Raw genomic sequence first — 14250 nt, 5'->3', positions numbered from 1 at the left:
TCAGAAGCGCTCGACCGAGGCCTCGGCGAGGCGGGAGAGCCCCTCGCGGGCCTGCCGCGCACCGTCGGACCCGATGCCGGGGACGGCCTGCAGGTCCGCGGCGGAGGCGGCGAGCAACGGCTGCAGCGAGCCGAACGTGCCGACCAGCGCCTCCACCTGGGAGGCGCGCAGCCGCGGGATCGAGCCGAGGAGCCGGTGGCCGCGCGGGGAGACCGGCTCGTCCTGCGCCTCGACGGTGCCCGAGAAGCCCAGGGCTGCGGCGACGGTCGTGGCGGCGAGCAGGTCGGCGTCGGTGAGCGCGTCGATGCGGGCGACCGCGGCGTCCACGGTGTCGCCGTCGTCGAGGTAGTCGCGCAGCACCGGTTCGCGCAGCGAGATCGACTCGCCCAGAAGGTCTTCCAGCTGCAGCGCGATCTGCCGGCCCGACGTTCCCAGCTCCAGCACGTGTTGTTCGATCTCGACGGCCAGCCGCCGCACCAGCTCCAGCCGCTGCACGACGTGCACCACTTCGCGGACCGTCACGACGTCCTCGATCTCGGCCCGGGACAGTTGCGTGAGGACCTCGTCGAGGCGATGCGCGTACCGCTCCAGCGTGGCGATGGCGAGGTTGGCGCGCGAGAGGATCGGGGCGGCGTCGTCCACGAGGTGGCGCACCCCGCCCACGTAGGCGTGCACGATCGACATCGACGCGCTCACCGAGATCACCGGGTACCCGGTCTGGATCGCGGCGCGTTCCGCCGACCGGTGGCGCGTGCCCGACTCCTGCGTGGGGATCGCGGGATCGGGCACGAGCTGCACGTTCGCCCGCACGATCCTGCTGCCGTCGGTGGAGAGCACCACCGCGCCGTCCATCTTCGCCAGCTCCCGCAGACGGGTGGGCGCGAACTCGACGTCCAGATGGAAGCCGCCGTCGCAGATGCCCTCGACCGCGTCGTCGTGGCCCAGCACGATCAGCGCGCCGGTGCGGCCGCGGAGGATCCGCTCGATCCCGTCGCGCAGCGGCGTGCCGGGCGCCACCCGGATCACCGTGTCGCGCAGCGGCGCGTTCCCGACGAACGCGGCTTGCAGGTTCATAGCGGTAGGTTAGCGCTCCTTCTTGCCCGTGGGAGCGAGGGAGCCCAGACGCAGGGCATCGGCGAGGGTCGCCGCCTCGCCGATGTGGATGCCGTCGACCTTCAGCTTCTGCCCGTCGGGCGACGGCGGGACGATGGCGTGCGTGAAGCCGAGCCGGGCCGCCTCCGCGAGCCGCCGCTCCAGGCCGGTCACGCGGCGCACCTCCCCGGCCAGGCCGACCTCGCCCAGCACGACGGTGTTCGGGCGCAGCGCCTTCTCCACCGCCCCGGACGCCACGGCCAGCGCCAGCGCCAGGTCGGCCGCGGGCTCGGTGATCTTCATGCCGCCGACGGTCGCCGCGTACACGTCCTTCTGCGGCAGGTTCTCGATACCGCCGTGCTTGCTCAGTACCGCCAGGACCATCGCCACCCGGGCCGAGTCCAGGCCCGACACCGCGCGCCGCGGGGACGGCAGGGGAGTCGGCGTCACCAGGGCCTGGAGCTCGCCCAGCATCGGCCGCTTGCCGTCGAGGCCGACGGTGACCGCGGTGCCCGCCGCGGCCTGGTCGCGGTGGTGCAGGAACAGGCCAGACGGGTCCGTGACCTCGACTATGCCGGATTCGCGCTGCTCGAAGCAGCCCACCTCATCGGAGGCGCCGAACCGGTTCTTGATGCCGCGCACCATCCGCAGCGTGGAGTGCTTGTCGCCCTCGAAGCTGAGCACGACGTCCACGAGGTGTTCCAGGGACCGGGGTCCCGCGACGGCGCCGTCCTTGGTGACGTGGCCGACGAGGATCACCGCGATCCCGGACGCCTTCGCCAGTGACGTCAGGGTGGCCGTGATCGCGCGGACCTGCGTGACGCCGCCGTGCACCCCGTCGACGCCGGACGCCGAGAGGGTCTGCACCGAGTCGACCACCATGAGGGTGGGGGAGATCTGCTCGACGTGCCCGAGCACCGTCCCGAGGTCCGACTCGGCGGCCAGGTAGAGCTGGTCGGACAGCGCACCGGTGCGTTCGGCGCGCAGCCGCACCTGGCCCGCGGATTCCTCGCCGGTGACGTACAGGGACTTCCCGCGGCCGGTGGTGGCCCAGCGGTGCACGACCTCCAGGAGCAGCGTCGACTTGCCGACGCCGGGCTCGCCGGCCAGCAGGATCACCGAGCCGGGGACGATGCCGCCGCCCAGGACGCGGTCGAGCTCGTCGATGCCGACGGGTAGCGCGCGCGTCGAGTTGGGGTCGATCCTCGTGATCGGGACCGCGCGGGTCTTCGGGAGGGTGAGGCCGACGTTCGCCGCGGGGCCGGAACCGGCGGCGCGGGCGGGCGCGCCCTCCTCCATCGTGGACCAGGCGCCGCACGAAGGGCAGCGGCCGACCCACTTGGCCACGGTGTGGCCGCACTCGGTGCAGGTGTACTGCACCTTGGCTTTTGCCACGGAAGACCTAGTGGCCGCCGGAGCCCTCGCCGCCGCCGTGCTCGGCGCCGCCGGTGACGGTGATGCCCGCGGCGGAGGCCGAGGCGGCGCCGGCGTCGATCGGGACGTCGATGGGCAGCGAGCCGGCCTTCTCGAGGTGGAACCAGAGCTTGTTGGTCAGGCCCGGACGCCACGAGGCGTCGACGGGGACGGTGACCGTCAGGCGGGTGATGCCGGGGGCCTTGCTGTCGCTGCCCGCAGGGGCGGTGCCGTACAGCGAGCCGTTGGGCGTGAGCGTGGTGTCGCCGCTGATGGTGGCGAAGCGGCCCTTCTCGTCCGAGATGCCCTTGAGCTTGTCGGCCTGATGCGGGTTCAGGTTGGTCAGCACGAAGGCGAGCTTGCCCTGGCTGCCCGAGACCGGGTACAGGACGTGCACGTCGCTGAGCGTGATCTTCTGGTCCACGAACGTCTGGTTGGCGCCGTTGATCGCGGCGACCTGGTTCGCGGTCTGCGAGATCTGGCCCGCGCCGCAGGCGGACACCGAGAGCAGGGCGCCGGCGGCGAGCAGGGCGCCCGCGACGGTGGTGGCGGTGCGGCGGGTCGAGACGGTGCGTGCGGACACGGTTCCTCCAGTTTCCTCCCCGTGCGCGGCGACACCCGCGTGCGGACGGTGCTGAGTATGTCACCACGCAGCGTAGTAGAAGCCGGGTCGGGCCGTGCCGCCGGGCGGCAACAACGGCGCCAGTACTACGCGGCGTCGTGCGCGCCACCGGTCACCGGAACCTGCGGAGAACATCCGCGGCTGCGTTTGTCAAGCCCGGGAGGAGTCCTGACCTGCGACGTTGCCTCGCAGCCCGAATTCGCCCCGTGTTATCCTGGTCATATCGAAAGGGGCAAGGATCAGATGATTTTCAAGGTCGGAGACACCGTTGTCTACCCCCATCACGGTGCCGCACTGATCGAAGCTATCGAGATCAAGACCATCGGTGGACGTGAGCGCGAGTACCTCGTGCTCAAGGTCGCACAGGGTGATCTGACGGTCAAGGTTCCCGCTGAGAACGCCGAGGTCGTCGGCGTTCGCGACGTGGTCGGCCAGGAGGGCCTGGACAAGGTCTTCCAGGTGCTGCGCGCGCCGCACACCGAGGAGCCCACGAACTGGTCGCGCCGGTACAAGGCGAATCTCGAGAAGCTCGCGTCGGGCGATGTGAACAAGGTGGCCGAGGTCGTCCGCGACCTGTGGCGCCGCGAGCAGGACCGCGGCCTCTCGGCCGGCGAGAAGCGCATGCTGACGAAGGCGCGCCAGATCCTCGTGGGCGAGCTCGCGCTCGCCGAGTCCACCGATGACCAGAAGGCCGAGTCGATGCTCGACGAGGTGCTGGCGGCGGCCTCCTGACCGTCGTCGCGCTGGTCCCCGCCGCTGGGCAGGGGACGCGCCTGGGCCTGAACCGGCCCAAGGCCTTCGTGACTCTGCAGGGCCGTTCACTGCTCGAAAGGGCGGTGGACGGCCTGTTCGCGTCCGGGGTGGTCGACGAGGTCGTCGTCATGGTCCCCGCGGACATGCTGTCCGCCGCGCGGGATCTCGTGCCGCGGGCTCGCGTCGTCGTGGGCGGTGCGGAGCGGACGGACTCCGTCCGGGCCGGGCTCGCCGCCGCGGGCGACGCGGAGCTGGTGCTGGTGCACGACGCCGCCCGGCCGCTGACGCCGGCGCCGATGATCGGGCGGGTGGTCGCCGCGCTGCGTGCCGGGGCCGCCGCCGTCGTTCCCGTCCTGCCGGTCGCGGACACCATCAAGCGCGTCGACGCCGACGGTGCCGTCGAGGCCACCGTCGACCGGGCCGACCTGCGGGCCGTGCAGACGCCCCAGGGGTTCACCGCCGCGGCCCTGCGCGCGGCCTACGACGCCGCGCCGGGCGCGCTCGCCACCGACGACGCCGGGCTGGTGGAGCGGGCGGGCGGCACCGTCGTCACCGTTCCCGGCGACGCGCTCGCCATGAAGATCACCACCGCCTTCGACCTGCGGGTCGCGGAAATCCTTGCGCAGGAGCAGAGATGATGATTCCCCGCGTCGGCATCGGCACCGACGTCCACCCGTTCGAGCCCGGCCGGGAGTGCTGGATGCTCGGGCTGCTCTTCGACGGCGACGGCTGCTCCGGCCACTCCGACGGCGACGTCGCCGTGCACGCCCTGTGCGATGCGCTGCTGTCCGCCGGCGGCCTCGGCGACCTGGGCACCGTCTTCGGCGTCGGGCGTTCCGACAACGTGGGCATCACCGGCGCCCAGATGCTCACCCATGTGCGGTCGCTCCTGTCCGACGCGGGCTTCGCCGTCGGCAACGCCGCGGTGCAGCTGATCGGGAACCGGCCCAAGGTCGGGCCGCGACGTGCCGAGGCGCAGGAGGTGCTGAGCGAGTTGCTCGGCGCCCCGGTGTCGGTGTCCGCCACCACGACCGACGGCCTCGGCCTCACCGGCCGCGGCGAGGGCGTCGCCGCGATGGCCACGGCTCTCGTCTACGCCGCGCGCTGACCCCCGGCACGCCAGGCCACAGCCGCCCGCCGGGCGGGCCGTGTCGGTCTCGACAGCCATGCGTCGCGCGCATGTGTCATCCCATCGCGGCCGATCGTTGTCTGTACCTGACAGGCACGGTAATGGTTGGCCGGTAGGGGGATGAGGCGGTGGGAGTCCGCCGCGAGGTCGTGGTTTGACGGTGGGACGGTGCCCAGCATGAGTGAACAACCACATACGGGGGACGCCGGCGAGGCGGTGGTACCGACCGTGGGCGTGGGTCGAATCTGCGATGTGCGTCGCGGTACCAGAGAGGGAGATCGGCCTCAATCGCACGGCGCCGCGGTGCGAGGGTTGCTCGGAAGGTGTCCGGCTCTCGTTTCTCAGAGGTCGGGGACTGATGCCGGTTCGATCGTCAGCACGCCGCGTACGGCGGATTCCAGCCTGCGTCGGTGTTCGTCCGTCGGTGCGCGGTGCCCTCGGAGTAGAAGTGCCGTTGGAAGTTCGACCACGCAGTCTCGTATGGCTTCGACGGCGTAGCGGTCGCGGCGATGCCAGAGGGCGGTTGCGAGGTCGATGAAGAGTTCGGTGAGCTGCCGGTCGAGATTCTGAAGTGCGACCGAGAGGTCTTCGCTGATATCACCTGCCCCGAGGAGGTCGCTTCTGCGCACGGACAGGAGAAACCTGCCCGCCTCGGGTGCGGCCAGAAGGAACGCCGCTGGCGCATCGGCTGCCGCAACGACAGCGTCGGCGGCGCTGTCGCTGCCTCCGCGGTGAAGTGCTGCGTCGACGTCATGCCGCTGCTGTTGTAGGAACTGGGTCGCTGCGCGCAACCAGATCTGCGCCATGAGGCCGCTTCGTGAACTGAAGGAGTGGTAGATCGCTCCGTTGGAAACCCCGGTGAGCTCGGACAATGCGCGCACAGTCACGGCTGCTGCTCCCTGCTCGGCGGCGAGCTTCTGCGCGGCATCCATCAACTGCTCGGGGTCGTGAACGCGAGGACGGGCCATGCCCGAAACAGTAACAGAGGCACCGCTCTGTTATGTCGGTCACGATAAAGCCCGATGATTGTTTCAGAGCAGTCGCTCTGTTAGTTTCAGAGCGCTCGATCTATAACAGTTCGAGTACACGTCTCGCCGAGGAGTCGTCACCGCGCCAATGGAATTCGTGCGTAGTGGAATCGGTCTCGTGGCGGCGAGGGCCGAGTATCTGAGAGGTGCGATTGTGACAGCGAAAGATCCTGGCGACATGTCGGGTTACGAGTTGCTCGAGTGGGTCCGCACGAGCCGACCGAGCGATGTCCCGTCCATCGGCGGCCTGCTCGGGATGGACATCGTCAGGGTCGAAGAGGGCTCGGTGACCGTCACGCTGTCGACTCGTGCGGACTTCGCGAACCCGCTCGGCACCGTTCACGGTGGGATCGCCGCAACGATGCTCGATTCCGCGATGAGCTGCGCCGTGCACAGCACCCTCCCGTCCGGCGTCGGATACACGACGCTCGAACTGAAGATCAATTACATCCGCTCGGCATCAACCGACGGGCAGCGACTGACAGCGCAGGGGCACGTGGTGCACACCGGCCGAAGTACAGCCACCGCCGAGGGGCGCGTCGTCGACGAGAACGACCGCCTCATCGCTCACGCCACGACTACCTGCCTGATCCTGCGCCCGTCGGCCACATAGCCGGCCGCACGCACGTCCACCGCTCACACCCCGCACCGAAATGAGGCAAACCATGAGCATCACCGTCGAAACCCGCAACGACATCGCCACCGTCAACCTTGGAACCGACGAGAATCGCTTTTCGCCGACGTGGCTCGACGCGATCAACGCTGAACTCGATAAGGTCGAACGAAACGCCAAGGCTCTGATCACCACGGGGACCGGCAAGTTCTACTCCAACGGCCTCGACCTCGACTGGCTCGTCGCCAACGGCGATCAGGCCGAGGCCTACGTCGCTCGCGTCCACGCGCTTTTCGCCCGCATCCTCACCTTCCCCCTCCCCACCGCGGCCGCGATCAACGGTCACGCCTTCGGGGCGGGAGCGATGTTGGCGATCGCGCACGACTACCGCATCATGCGCGACGACCGCGGCTACTTCTGCTTCCCGGAAGTCGACATCAACATCCCGTTCACCCCGGGCATGGCGGCGCTCATCCAATCCAAGCTGAGCCCTCAGGCCGCTGTGACCTCGATGACAACAGGGCGTCGTTACGGCGGCCCGGATGCCGTGGCAGCCGGTATCGCCGACGCCACCGCACCCGACTCCGAGGTCGTCACGACGGCCATGGACCGCTTGACGCCGCTCACGGGGAAGAACCCCGCGACCCTGGGCGCGATCAAGAACACGATGTATGCCGCTGTCGTCGCCGAGCTGACCTAGCGATACCGGCTCGTACCCACGCGACGAAGGAGCATGATCACGATGAGTTCAACCGCCGATGCCGTTGACATGGGCACCAACCTGAAGATCTGGAACACACTGCAGAGGATCCCGTTCGGCAACTGGGTATTCAGTCAGGCCGTCTGCTTCAAAGCCCCCTATTTCCGCAGCGTGCACCCCCAGGTGATCGAGCTGCGCCCGGGTCTGTGCCGCGTCACGGCCCCGAACCGCCGCAGCGTGCACAACCACCTGGGGACCTTCCACGCCATCGCGTCATGCAACATGGCCGAACTCGCCGGCGGGATGATGACCGATGCAACGATTCCCGCGACACACCGATGGATCCCCGTCGGAATGACCGTCGAATACCGCGCGAAGGCCACCACGGCGGTCACGGCCGTCGCCCGTTTGGATCCGTTGCCCGAGTTCACGGACGAGCCCACGACGCTCACCGTTCCCGTCGACGTCATGAACGCCGACGGCACCGTATTCGTCACCGCAGCCATCACCATGCACGTCTCGAAGAAGCCGCTCTGATAGCTGGCGGCATGACAGCGCACTCTGCGCCCCTTCGTGAAGGAAATGAACCCGTGACCTCAGATCTGACTCCGGCGGCACCTGCTGCCCGTACGGCGCCGCCGCGGCGGGGGCTCGCCCTGACGCTGCTGTCTGCCGCGGCATTCCTCGCCGCGCTGGACCTGTTCATCGTCAACGTCGCCTTCCACGACATCGAGCAGAGCTTCCCAGATAGTTCCCTGGACGAGCTGTCGTGGGTTCTCAATGCCTACACGATCGTCTATGCAGCGCTTCTGGTCCCGCTTGGACGATGGGCCGATCAGCGAAGTCGCAAAGCCGGATTCACTGTGGGATTGGCTATATTTACTGTTGCCAGCGCAGCGTGCGCTGTTGCCCCGTCGCTAGCCTTCCTCATCGCCGCTCGGGTCGTGCAAGCAGTCGGCGCCGCCGCACTTACCCCCACCAGCCTCGGCCTGATCGTCCAGATCTTCGACGGTGAGAAACGATCGAAAGCGGTACGAGTCTGGGCCGCCGCCGGCGGAATCGCTGCCGCCGCCGGACCTGTCGTTGGCGGATTCCTGGTCGCATCGTCGTGGCGATGGGTGTTCCTCATCAACATCCCGATCGGCGCGATCGTGCTCATCCTTACCGTTCTCGTGATCCCTGACGGCAAAGACCCCGACGACCCCCGCACGCCACATCCCATAGGCGCGGTATGGCTGACGATCGCCATCGGTGCTCTCGCCTTCGCACTGGTCCGAGGCAACACCTGGGGATGGACAAGCGCTAAGACGATCACAGCGTTCGCAGTGGCCGCGGCCGGTGCCGCCCTCACCGCCGAGCACATCGCCCGGAGCAAGCGGCCACTCTTCGAACCCACCATGCTCGCGGTCCCCACATTCCGATGGAACACCCTCGCCGTGATCGGGTTCGGATCCGCATTCGCCGGCGCCCTCCTCACCGGAGTTCTCTGGGCACAGACGGTCTGGAACTACACACCAATCCAGACCGGCCTAGCCGTCGCCCCAGGCCCGCTCATGGTCCCCCTCTTCGCCGTCATCGCATCACGGTTGGCCACAAAGATTCCCGCCGCAGTGACAGTCATCATCGGCTGCATCGCCTTCGCGCTAGGGTGCGTCCTCCTCATTGCTTCGCTCACCGTCCATGGCGCCTACGCCGCCGAACTTCTTCCCGGCCTAGCACTCATCGGCGCCGGAACCGGCCTAGCACTGCCCGAGCTCCTCGCCGGCGCCACCGCTGACCTACCCCCCGAACGCAGCACCACCGGATCAGCAATCGTCAACATGGCACGCCAAATCGGAGCCGTCATCGGAGTCAGCCTCGTCATCGCAGCACTCACCGGGCTCGACACCACCAGCGACCCGACAATCAACTTCCGTCACGCCTGGTGGACATGCGTAGTAGCCGCAGGAATCGGCGCGGCCATCGCGGCACTGGGCATCACGCGACCGCGGCGGTGACCATTCCACGACAAGCCCACCCATCGGTCTCGAGGCCTGTGGACTGATCGGAAGCAGCGGGTTCGGCGGGGCACCGCTGACGGCTCTGCCGCGTTCAGGCGCTCGTCGCACGTCACGGGCGTTCCGTCGGCACAGGCGCGGAGCTACCCCGCGAGCCGCCCGGCCCGCGCGCGCCGCAGGGTGAGCACGCTGTCGACCGTGAGCAGGACGAGCGCGACCCAGACGATGCCGAAGCCGATCCACCGCTCGGGGGAGACGTGCTCACCCAGGAACAGCACCGCGCACAGCAGCTGCATGATCGGCGTCGCGAACTGGATCAGCCCGACGGTCACCAGGGGTATCCGGCGCGCGGCCGCGGCGAAGAGCAGCGGCGGGACCGCGGTCGCCACGCCCGCGAAGGCGAGCAGGGCGGCGTGGCCGGCGCCGTGGCGCGCGAAGTCGAGGCCGCCGCCCCAGACGGCGATGCCCACGAGCACGGCCGCGGCGATCGGCGCGAGGATCGCCGTCTCCAGCGTCAGGCCCTGCAGCGCGTTCAGGTGCACGCCCACCTTGTTCTTCACCAGCCCGTAGAGGCCGAACGAGCAGGCGAGTGCCAGCGCGGTCACCGGGAACGTCCCCGCGACCACCGCCAGGTAGACGAAGGCCAGGACGCCGATGCCGACCGCCACCCACTGCAGCGGCCGCAGCCGCTCGCGCAGCACCACCACGCCGAGCGCGACCGTGACCAGCGGGTTGAGGAAGTAGCCGAGCGCCGCGTCCGACGTGTGGCCCGATGTGACCGCCACGATGTAGACGATCCAGTTGGTGGAGATCAGCAGCGCCGCGATCGTCACGCCGGCCAGGAGCCGCGGCTGGCGCAGCACCGGGCGGATCCAGCCGAGGTCGCGCAGGATCACCAGCGCCGCGCCGCACAGCACCAGCGTCCACAGGATGCGGTGGGCGAGGATCTCCCACGGCCCGGTGGGCTTGAGGGCGTCGAAGTAGAGGGGGAACAGGCCCCAGAGCATGTACGCGGCGATGCCCATGGCGGTGCCGCGGGTCACCTCGGAGACGTCGCGATCTGGCACCGAATGATCCTACCTATCTGCTGAGGTGACTGAGAAGTAGCTCGTGTGCCGGTCGGGGATGCACGGCACCGTAGAATCAATCGGCGTGACGCTGCGCCTTTACGACTCCCTGACCCGCGAGGTCCGTGACTTCGTGCCCCTCGTGGACGGCAAGGCGGGCATCTACCTCTGCGGCGCGACGGTCCAGGGCGTCCCGCACATCGGCCACATCCGCAGCGGCGTCGCGTTCGACGTGCTGCGGCGCTGGCTCCTCGCCAAGGGCCTGGATGTGGCGTTCGTGCGCAACGTGACCGACATCGACGACAAGATCCTGCGCAAGGCCGCCGAGGCGGGGCGCCCCTGGTGGGAGTGGGCGGCGACGCACGAGCGCGAGTTCACCCGCGCCTACGACGCCCTCGGCGTGCTGCCCCCGTCCGCGGAGCCGCGGGCCACCGGGTTCATCACGCAGATGGTCACCTACATGGAGCGCATGATCGAGCGCGGCCACGCGTACGCGGCCCCGTCGGGCGACGGGACGGACGTCTACTTCTCCGTCCGCAGCCTCCCGACGTACGGCGAGCTCAGCCGGCAGAAGGTCGACGACGTGCAGCAGGGCGAGACCCTCGCCGAGGGCAAGCGCGACCCGCTCGACTTCACGCTGTGGAAGGCCGCCAAGCCGGGCGAGCCCAGCTGGCCGTCCCCGTGGGGCGACGGCCGGCCCGGCTGGCACCTCGAGTGCTCCGCGATGGCCACGAGCTACCTGGGCGCGCAGTTCGACATCCACTGCGGCGGCATGGACCTCGTCTTCCCGCACCACGAGAACGAGATCGCGCAGGCGCACGGCGCCGGCGACCCGTTCGCGAACTACTGGCTGCACAACGGCTGGGTCACCATGTCGGGCGAGAAGATGAGCAAATCGCTCGGCAACGTCGTCTCGATCCCGAATCTGCTCACCCAGTACCGGGCCGTCGAGCTGCGGTACTACCTCGGATCGGCGCACTACCGGTCCATGCAGGAGTACTCCGCCGGCGCCCTGGACGAGGCCGTCACCGCGTACGGGCGGATCGAGGCGTTCGTGCGGCGCACCGTCGAACGGGCGGGGGAGGTGCCCGTCGGGGAGTGGACCGACGGTTTCGCCGCCGCACTCGACGACGATCTCGGCGTACCGTCGGCTCTGGCGGAGGTCCACCAGGCCGTGCGGGCGGGGAACGCGGCGCTCGAGTCGGGCGATCTCGATCAGGCGCGGCGGCTCGCGGGCGCGGTGCGGGCCATGACGGCGATCCTCGGCGTCGATCCGCTGGACCCGCACTGGGTGACGGAGAACGCCGGCGACGGTCAGGCCATGGACGCGCTCGGCGTGCTGGTGCAGGCCGAGCTCGAACGCCGCGCCGCGGCCCGGGCCGAGAAGAACTGGGCGGAGGCCGACGCCGCGCGCGACCGGCTGCACGCCGCGGGCATCGAGGTGACCGACGGTGCCGACGGCTCCGCCTGGACGCTGGCGACGAAGACCAAGACGAACAAGTAGGAGGCGGACTCATGGCAGGCAATTCGCAGCGCCGCGGCGCGGTCCGCAAGGCGGGCACCAAGAAGGGACAGGTCACGGGTTCCGGCGGCGTCCGTCGCCGCGGGCTCGAGGGGCGCGGCGCGACGCCGGCCGCCAAGGACCGCCCGTACCACCCCGCGCACAAGAAGGCGCGGGCCGCGGCGAAGGCGGCCGCGAACCCGCAGCGCCGCCCGTCGAAGGTGGCCGGGCGGCCGTCCGACGACGGGCCCGAGTACGTCCTGGGCCGCAACCCGGTGGTCGAGTGCCTCCGGGCCGGCGTCCCCGCGACGGCCCTCTACGTGGCGATCGGCTCGCAGAACGACGAGCGGCTCAGCGAGTCGGTGCAGATCGCGGCCGATACGGGCGTCGCGATCCTCGAGGTGCAGCGCGGCGAGCTCGACCGGCTCAGCGACAACGGCCTGCACCAGGGCATCGCGCTGCAGATCCCGTCGTACTCCTACGCGCACCCCGACGACCTCCTCACGCGGGCGCAGGACCGCGGCGAGGCGCCGCTCATCGTCGCGCTGGACAACATCACCGACCCGCGCAACCTGGGCGCCGTCATCCGGTCGACGGCCGCGTTCGGCGGGCACGGCGTGGTCATCCCGGGCCGACGGTCCGCGGCCGTCACCGCCGTCACCTGGCGCACCTCCGCGGGCGCCGCGGCGCGCCTGCCCGTCGCGCAGGCGCCGAACCTCAACCGCACGCTGGCCGATTACGCGGCCGCGGGCCTGCAGATCGTCGGCCTCGATGCGGGCGGCGACGTCTCGCTCGACGATTACCGTGCCGACACGGGCGTCGTCGTGGTCGTCGGTTCCGAGGGCAAGGGGCTCTCGCGGCTGGTGCGGGAGAACTGCGACGCGATCCTGTCGATCCCCATCGCGTCGTCGGTGGAGTCGCTCAACGCCTCGGTCGCCGCGGGCGTCGTCCTGGCGGAGTTCGCCCGGCAACGCCGCAGCTGACGGGCGGTTTACGAGATAGCAAAATCACACTGCGATAGCAAATCTACCCTGCGGTAGCATTGACGAATGACGTCTCTCGAGGAGCGCCAGGCGGCTCGTCGCCGGCAGATGCTCGACGCGGGCATCGAGATGCTCGGGGCGCCCGAACCGGGTGTGCTCGGCGTCCGCGCGGTGTGCCGGTCCACCGGCATCACCGAGCGCTACTTCTACGAGGCCTTCGGCACGCGGGAGGGTTTCGTGCACGCGGTGTACGACGACGTCGCGCGACGCGCCCAGGAGGCGATCCTCGGTGCGATGGTCCCGGGGCCGGAAACGTCGAATGAGGCGATCAGGGTCGTGGTCACGGCGTTCTTCGAATTCGTCGTGGACAATCCCGCGGTCGGCCGGACGCTGCTGCTCGGCCCGGATCGCGAGCCTGCGCTCGCGGAACGAGGGCTGCAGCACTCGTCCGCGTTCGTGGAGTTGATGACCGCCGCTCGGCCCGAGGGGATCGACGAGAATCTGTCGCGGATGGGATCGACCGCCCTCGTCGGCGCGCAGGCGGCCGCGTACATGGCGTACCTGTCCGGAGGGTTCGACGTTCCACGGGAGGAACTCATCGACTACTGCGTCTTCCTCATCGAGGCGTCCACCGACTACTTCGTCGGCCGGGTCCGCTCCGGATCCTGAGGAACGGCCGCGAGCAACGCCTCCCGTCTACTCGTCAGTAGGTTGGGTAACGGTTACAATCGCAAAATGACCTCGCTCGAGGAACGCCAGGAAGCGCGTCGTCGGCGCATGCTCGACGAGGGCATCGCCCTGCTGGGCGGGCTGGACGCGAGCACGCTCGGTGTCCGCTCGGTGTGCCGGTCCACCGGCATCACCGAGCGCTACTTCTACGAGGCCTTCGGCACCCGCGACGGCTTCGCGCACGCCGTGTACGACGACATCGCCGAGCGCGCGCAGCAGGCTCTGACCACGACCTTCCGGCACGTGCGCGACGCAGCGTACGAGCACGGCGAGCCGGTGACCGCGACCACGATGGGCCTGGAGGGCGTCACGTCCTACGTGCGGTTCGTCGCCGATCAGCCCGAGGTCGGCCGGGCGCTGCTGCTCGGTCCGTACCGGGAGCCGGCGCTCGCCGATCGCGGTCTCCTCCACCGGCCGGGGTTCATCTCCGTCGTCGGGTCCACGCTGCCGCGCGACCTCGATCCGACGTCCCGCCGGCTGGTGGCCACCGGCCTGGTGGGCGCGCTCATCACGCTGTCCACCGAGTACGTGACGGGCCGCCTCGACGTCACCCGCGACGAGCTCGTGACCTACTGCGTGCGGCTCATCGAGTCCGCGGTGCGGGACCCGGTCACCGTCTGAGC

General features: G+C 69.7%; 16 protein-coding genes. 11 read left to right on the top strand and 5 right to left on the bottom strand.

Annotated elements, in window-relative coordinates; all coding sequences use genetic code 11:
* Genes disA through ELY19_RS04995 form a run of 3 tightly spaced genes read right to left on the bottom strand, consistent with a single transcriptional unit; the run spans window position 1 to window position 3088 of the window.
* On the bottom strand, window positions 1–1074 hold the full coding sequence (gene disA, locus ELY19_RS05005) for a DNA integrity scanning diadenylate cyclase DisA (RefSeq protein ID WP_126195229.1): 1074 nt from the start codon (window positions 1072–1074) through the stop codon (window positions 1–3).
* 9 nt (window positions 1075–1083) lie between these two features.
* On the bottom strand, window positions 1084–2487 hold the full coding sequence (radA, locus tag ELY19_RS05000; protein WP_126195228.1) for a DNA repair protein RadA: 1404 nt from the start codon (window positions 2485–2487) through the stop codon (window positions 1084–1086).
* Window positions 2488–2494: 7 nt separating this feature from the next.
* A complete protein-coding gene (locus ELY19_RS04995) occupies window positions 2495–3088 on the bottom strand; it encodes a copper chaperone PCu(A)C domain-containing protein (RefSeq protein ID WP_126195227.1) in 594 nt (197 codons plus the stop codon).
* A gap of 282 nt (window positions 3089–3370) precedes the next feature.
* On the opposite strand from ELY19_RS04995, the gene ELY19_RS04990 reads away from it, so the two are divergent.
* The 3 genes from ELY19_RS04990 to ispF are packed head-to-tail and all read left to right on the top strand — an operon-like array spanning window position 3371 to window position 4988.
* Entirely contained in the window at window positions 3371–3859 is a 489-nt protein-coding gene (locus ELY19_RS04990) for a CarD family transcriptional regulator (protein WP_126195226.1), read from the top strand.
* Complete coding sequence (ispD, locus tag ELY19_RS04985) at window positions 3856–4518, top strand: 2-C-methyl-D-erythritol 4-phosphate cytidylyltransferase (RefSeq protein ID WP_126195225.1); 663 nt, start codon at window positions 3856–3858, stop codon at window positions 4516–4518. The genes ELY19_RS04990 and ispD overlap by 4 nt, the downstream gene beginning before the upstream one ends.
* Window positions 4515–4988, top strand: coding sequence for a 2-C-methyl-D-erythritol 2,4-cyclodiphosphate synthase (gene ispF / locus ELY19_RS04980; RefSeq protein ID WP_126195224.1), 474 nt, complete (start codon window positions 4515–4517; stop codon window positions 4986–4988). The genes ispD and ispF overlap by 4 nt, the downstream gene beginning before the upstream one ends.
* Window positions 4989–5350: 362 nt before the next feature.
* On the opposite strand, the gene ELY19_RS04975 is transcribed toward ispF, so the two are convergent.
* Entirely contained in the window at window positions 5351–5977 is a 627-nt protein-coding gene (locus ELY19_RS04975) for a TetR/AcrR family transcriptional regulator (RefSeq protein WP_126195223.1), read from the bottom strand.
* A gap of 238 nt (window positions 5978–6215) precedes the next feature.
* Between ELY19_RS04975 and ELY19_RS04970 the strand changes: the two genes are divergently transcribed.
* From ELY19_RS04970 to ELY19_RS04955, 4 genes are all read left to right on the top strand, one after another.
* On the top strand, window positions 6216–6650 hold the full coding sequence (locus tag ELY19_RS04970; protein WP_126198698.1) for a PaaI family thioesterase: 435 nt from the start codon (window positions 6216–6218) through the stop codon (window positions 6648–6650).
* A 52-nt stretch (window positions 6651–6702) separates the two neighbouring features.
* Window positions 6703–7350 carry an enoyl-CoA hydratase/isomerase family protein gene (locus ELY19_RS04965; protein WP_126195222.1) on the top strand — a complete coding sequence of 216 codons (648 nt, stop codon included), beginning with the start codon at window positions 6703–6705 and terminating at the stop codon, window positions 7348–7350.
* A 69-nt stretch (window positions 7351–7419) separates the two neighbouring features.
* On the top strand, window positions 7420–7887 hold the full coding sequence (locus ELY19_RS04960) for a hotdog fold domain-containing protein (RefSeq protein ID WP_126198697.1): 468 nt from the start codon (window positions 7420–7422) through the stop codon (window positions 7885–7887).
* A 53-nt stretch (window positions 7888–7940) separates the two neighbouring features.
* On the top strand, window positions 7941–9347 hold the full coding sequence (locus ELY19_RS04955; RefSeq protein WP_227967190.1) for an MFS transporter: 1407 nt from the start codon (window positions 7941–7943) through the stop codon (window positions 9345–9347).
* 143 nt (window positions 9348–9490) lie between these two features.
* Here the strand turns inward: ELY19_RS04955 and rarD are convergent, their stop codons facing one another.
* Window positions 9491–10414 (bottom strand): EamA family transporter RarD, encoded by a 924-nt coding sequence (rarD, locus tag ELY19_RS04950; protein WP_126195220.1) that lies wholly within the window; start codon window positions 10412–10414, stop codon window positions 9491–9493.
* An 85-nt stretch (window positions 10415–10499) separates the two neighbouring features.
* Between rarD and cysS the strand changes: the two genes are divergently transcribed.
* From cysS to ELY19_RS04930, 4 genes are all read left to right on the top strand, one after another.
* Window positions 10500–11918, top strand: a complete 1419-nt coding sequence (gene cysS, locus ELY19_RS04945; protein WP_126195219.1) for a cysteine--tRNA ligase — start codon at window positions 10500–10502, stop codon at window positions 11916–11918.
* Between the two features lie 11 nt (window positions 11919–11929).
* Window positions 11930–12898 carry a 23S rRNA (guanosine(2251)-2'-O)-methyltransferase RlmB gene (gene rlmB / locus ELY19_RS04940; RefSeq protein WP_126195218.1) on the top strand — a complete coding sequence of 323 codons (969 nt, stop codon included), beginning with the start codon at window positions 11930–11932 and terminating at the stop codon, window positions 12896–12898.
* A gap of 66 nt (window positions 12899–12964) precedes the next feature.
* Complete coding sequence (locus ELY19_RS04935; RefSeq protein ID WP_126195217.1) at window positions 12965–13567, top strand: TetR/AcrR family transcriptional regulator; 603 nt, start codon at window positions 12965–12967, stop codon at window positions 13565–13567.
* Window positions 13568–13633: 66 nt separating this feature from the next.
* Complete coding sequence (locus ELY19_RS04930) at window positions 13634–14248, top strand: TetR/AcrR family transcriptional regulator (protein ID WP_126195216.1); 615 nt, start codon at window positions 13634–13636, stop codon at window positions 14246–14248.
* The last annotated feature ends 2 nt before the right edge of the window (window positions 14249–14250 follow it).

This window comes from Tsukamurella paurometabola, from assembly GCF_900631615.1.
GTDB lineage: Bacteria > Actinomycetota > Actinomycetes > Mycobacteriales > Mycobacteriaceae > Tsukamurella > Tsukamurella paurometabola_A.
This window is presented reverse-complemented; position numbering and strand designations above follow the sequence as displayed.

What these genes read in the sequence shown, in the direction of transcription:
- disA (WP_126195229.1), bottom strand. Translation starts at nt 1,074, where the DNA reads ATGAACCTGCAAGCCGCGTTCGTCGGGAACGCGCCGCTGCGCGACACG.
- ELY19_RS04990 (WP_126195226.1), top strand. Translation starts at nt 3,371, where the DNA reads ATGATTTTCAAGGTCGGAGACACCGTTGTCTACCCCCATCACGGTGCC.
- ispF (WP_126195224.1), top strand. Translation starts at nt 4,515, where the DNA reads ATGATGATTCCCCGCGTCGGCATCGGCACCGACGTCCACCCGTTCGAG.
- ELY19_RS04975 (WP_126195223.1), bottom strand. Translation starts at nt 5,977, where the DNA reads ATGGCCCGTCCTCGCGTTCACGACCCCGAGCAGTTGATGGATGCCGCG.
- ELY19_RS04970 (WP_126198698.1), top strand. Translation starts at nt 6,216, where the DNA reads ATGTCGGGTTACGAGTTGCTCGAGTGGGTCCGCACGAGCCGACCGAGC.
- ELY19_RS04965 (WP_126195222.1), top strand. Translation starts at nt 6,703, where the DNA reads ATGAGCATCACCGTCGAAACCCGCAACGACATCGCCACCGTCAACCTT.
- ELY19_RS04960 (WP_126198697.1), top strand. Translation starts at nt 7,420, where the DNA reads ATGGGCACCAACCTGAAGATCTGGAACACACTGCAGAGGATCCCGTTC.
- rlmB (WP_126195218.1), top strand. Translation starts at nt 11,930, where the DNA reads ATGGCAGGCAATTCGCAGCGCCGCGGCGCGGTCCGCAAGGCGGGCACC.
- ELY19_RS04935 (WP_126195217.1), top strand. Translation starts at nt 12,965, where the DNA reads ATGACGTCTCTCGAGGAGCGCCAGGCGGCTCGTCGCCGGCAGATGCTC.
- ELY19_RS04930 (WP_126195216.1), top strand. Translation starts at nt 13,634, where the DNA reads ATGACCTCGCTCGAGGAACGCCAGGAAGCGCGTCGTCGGCGCATGCTC.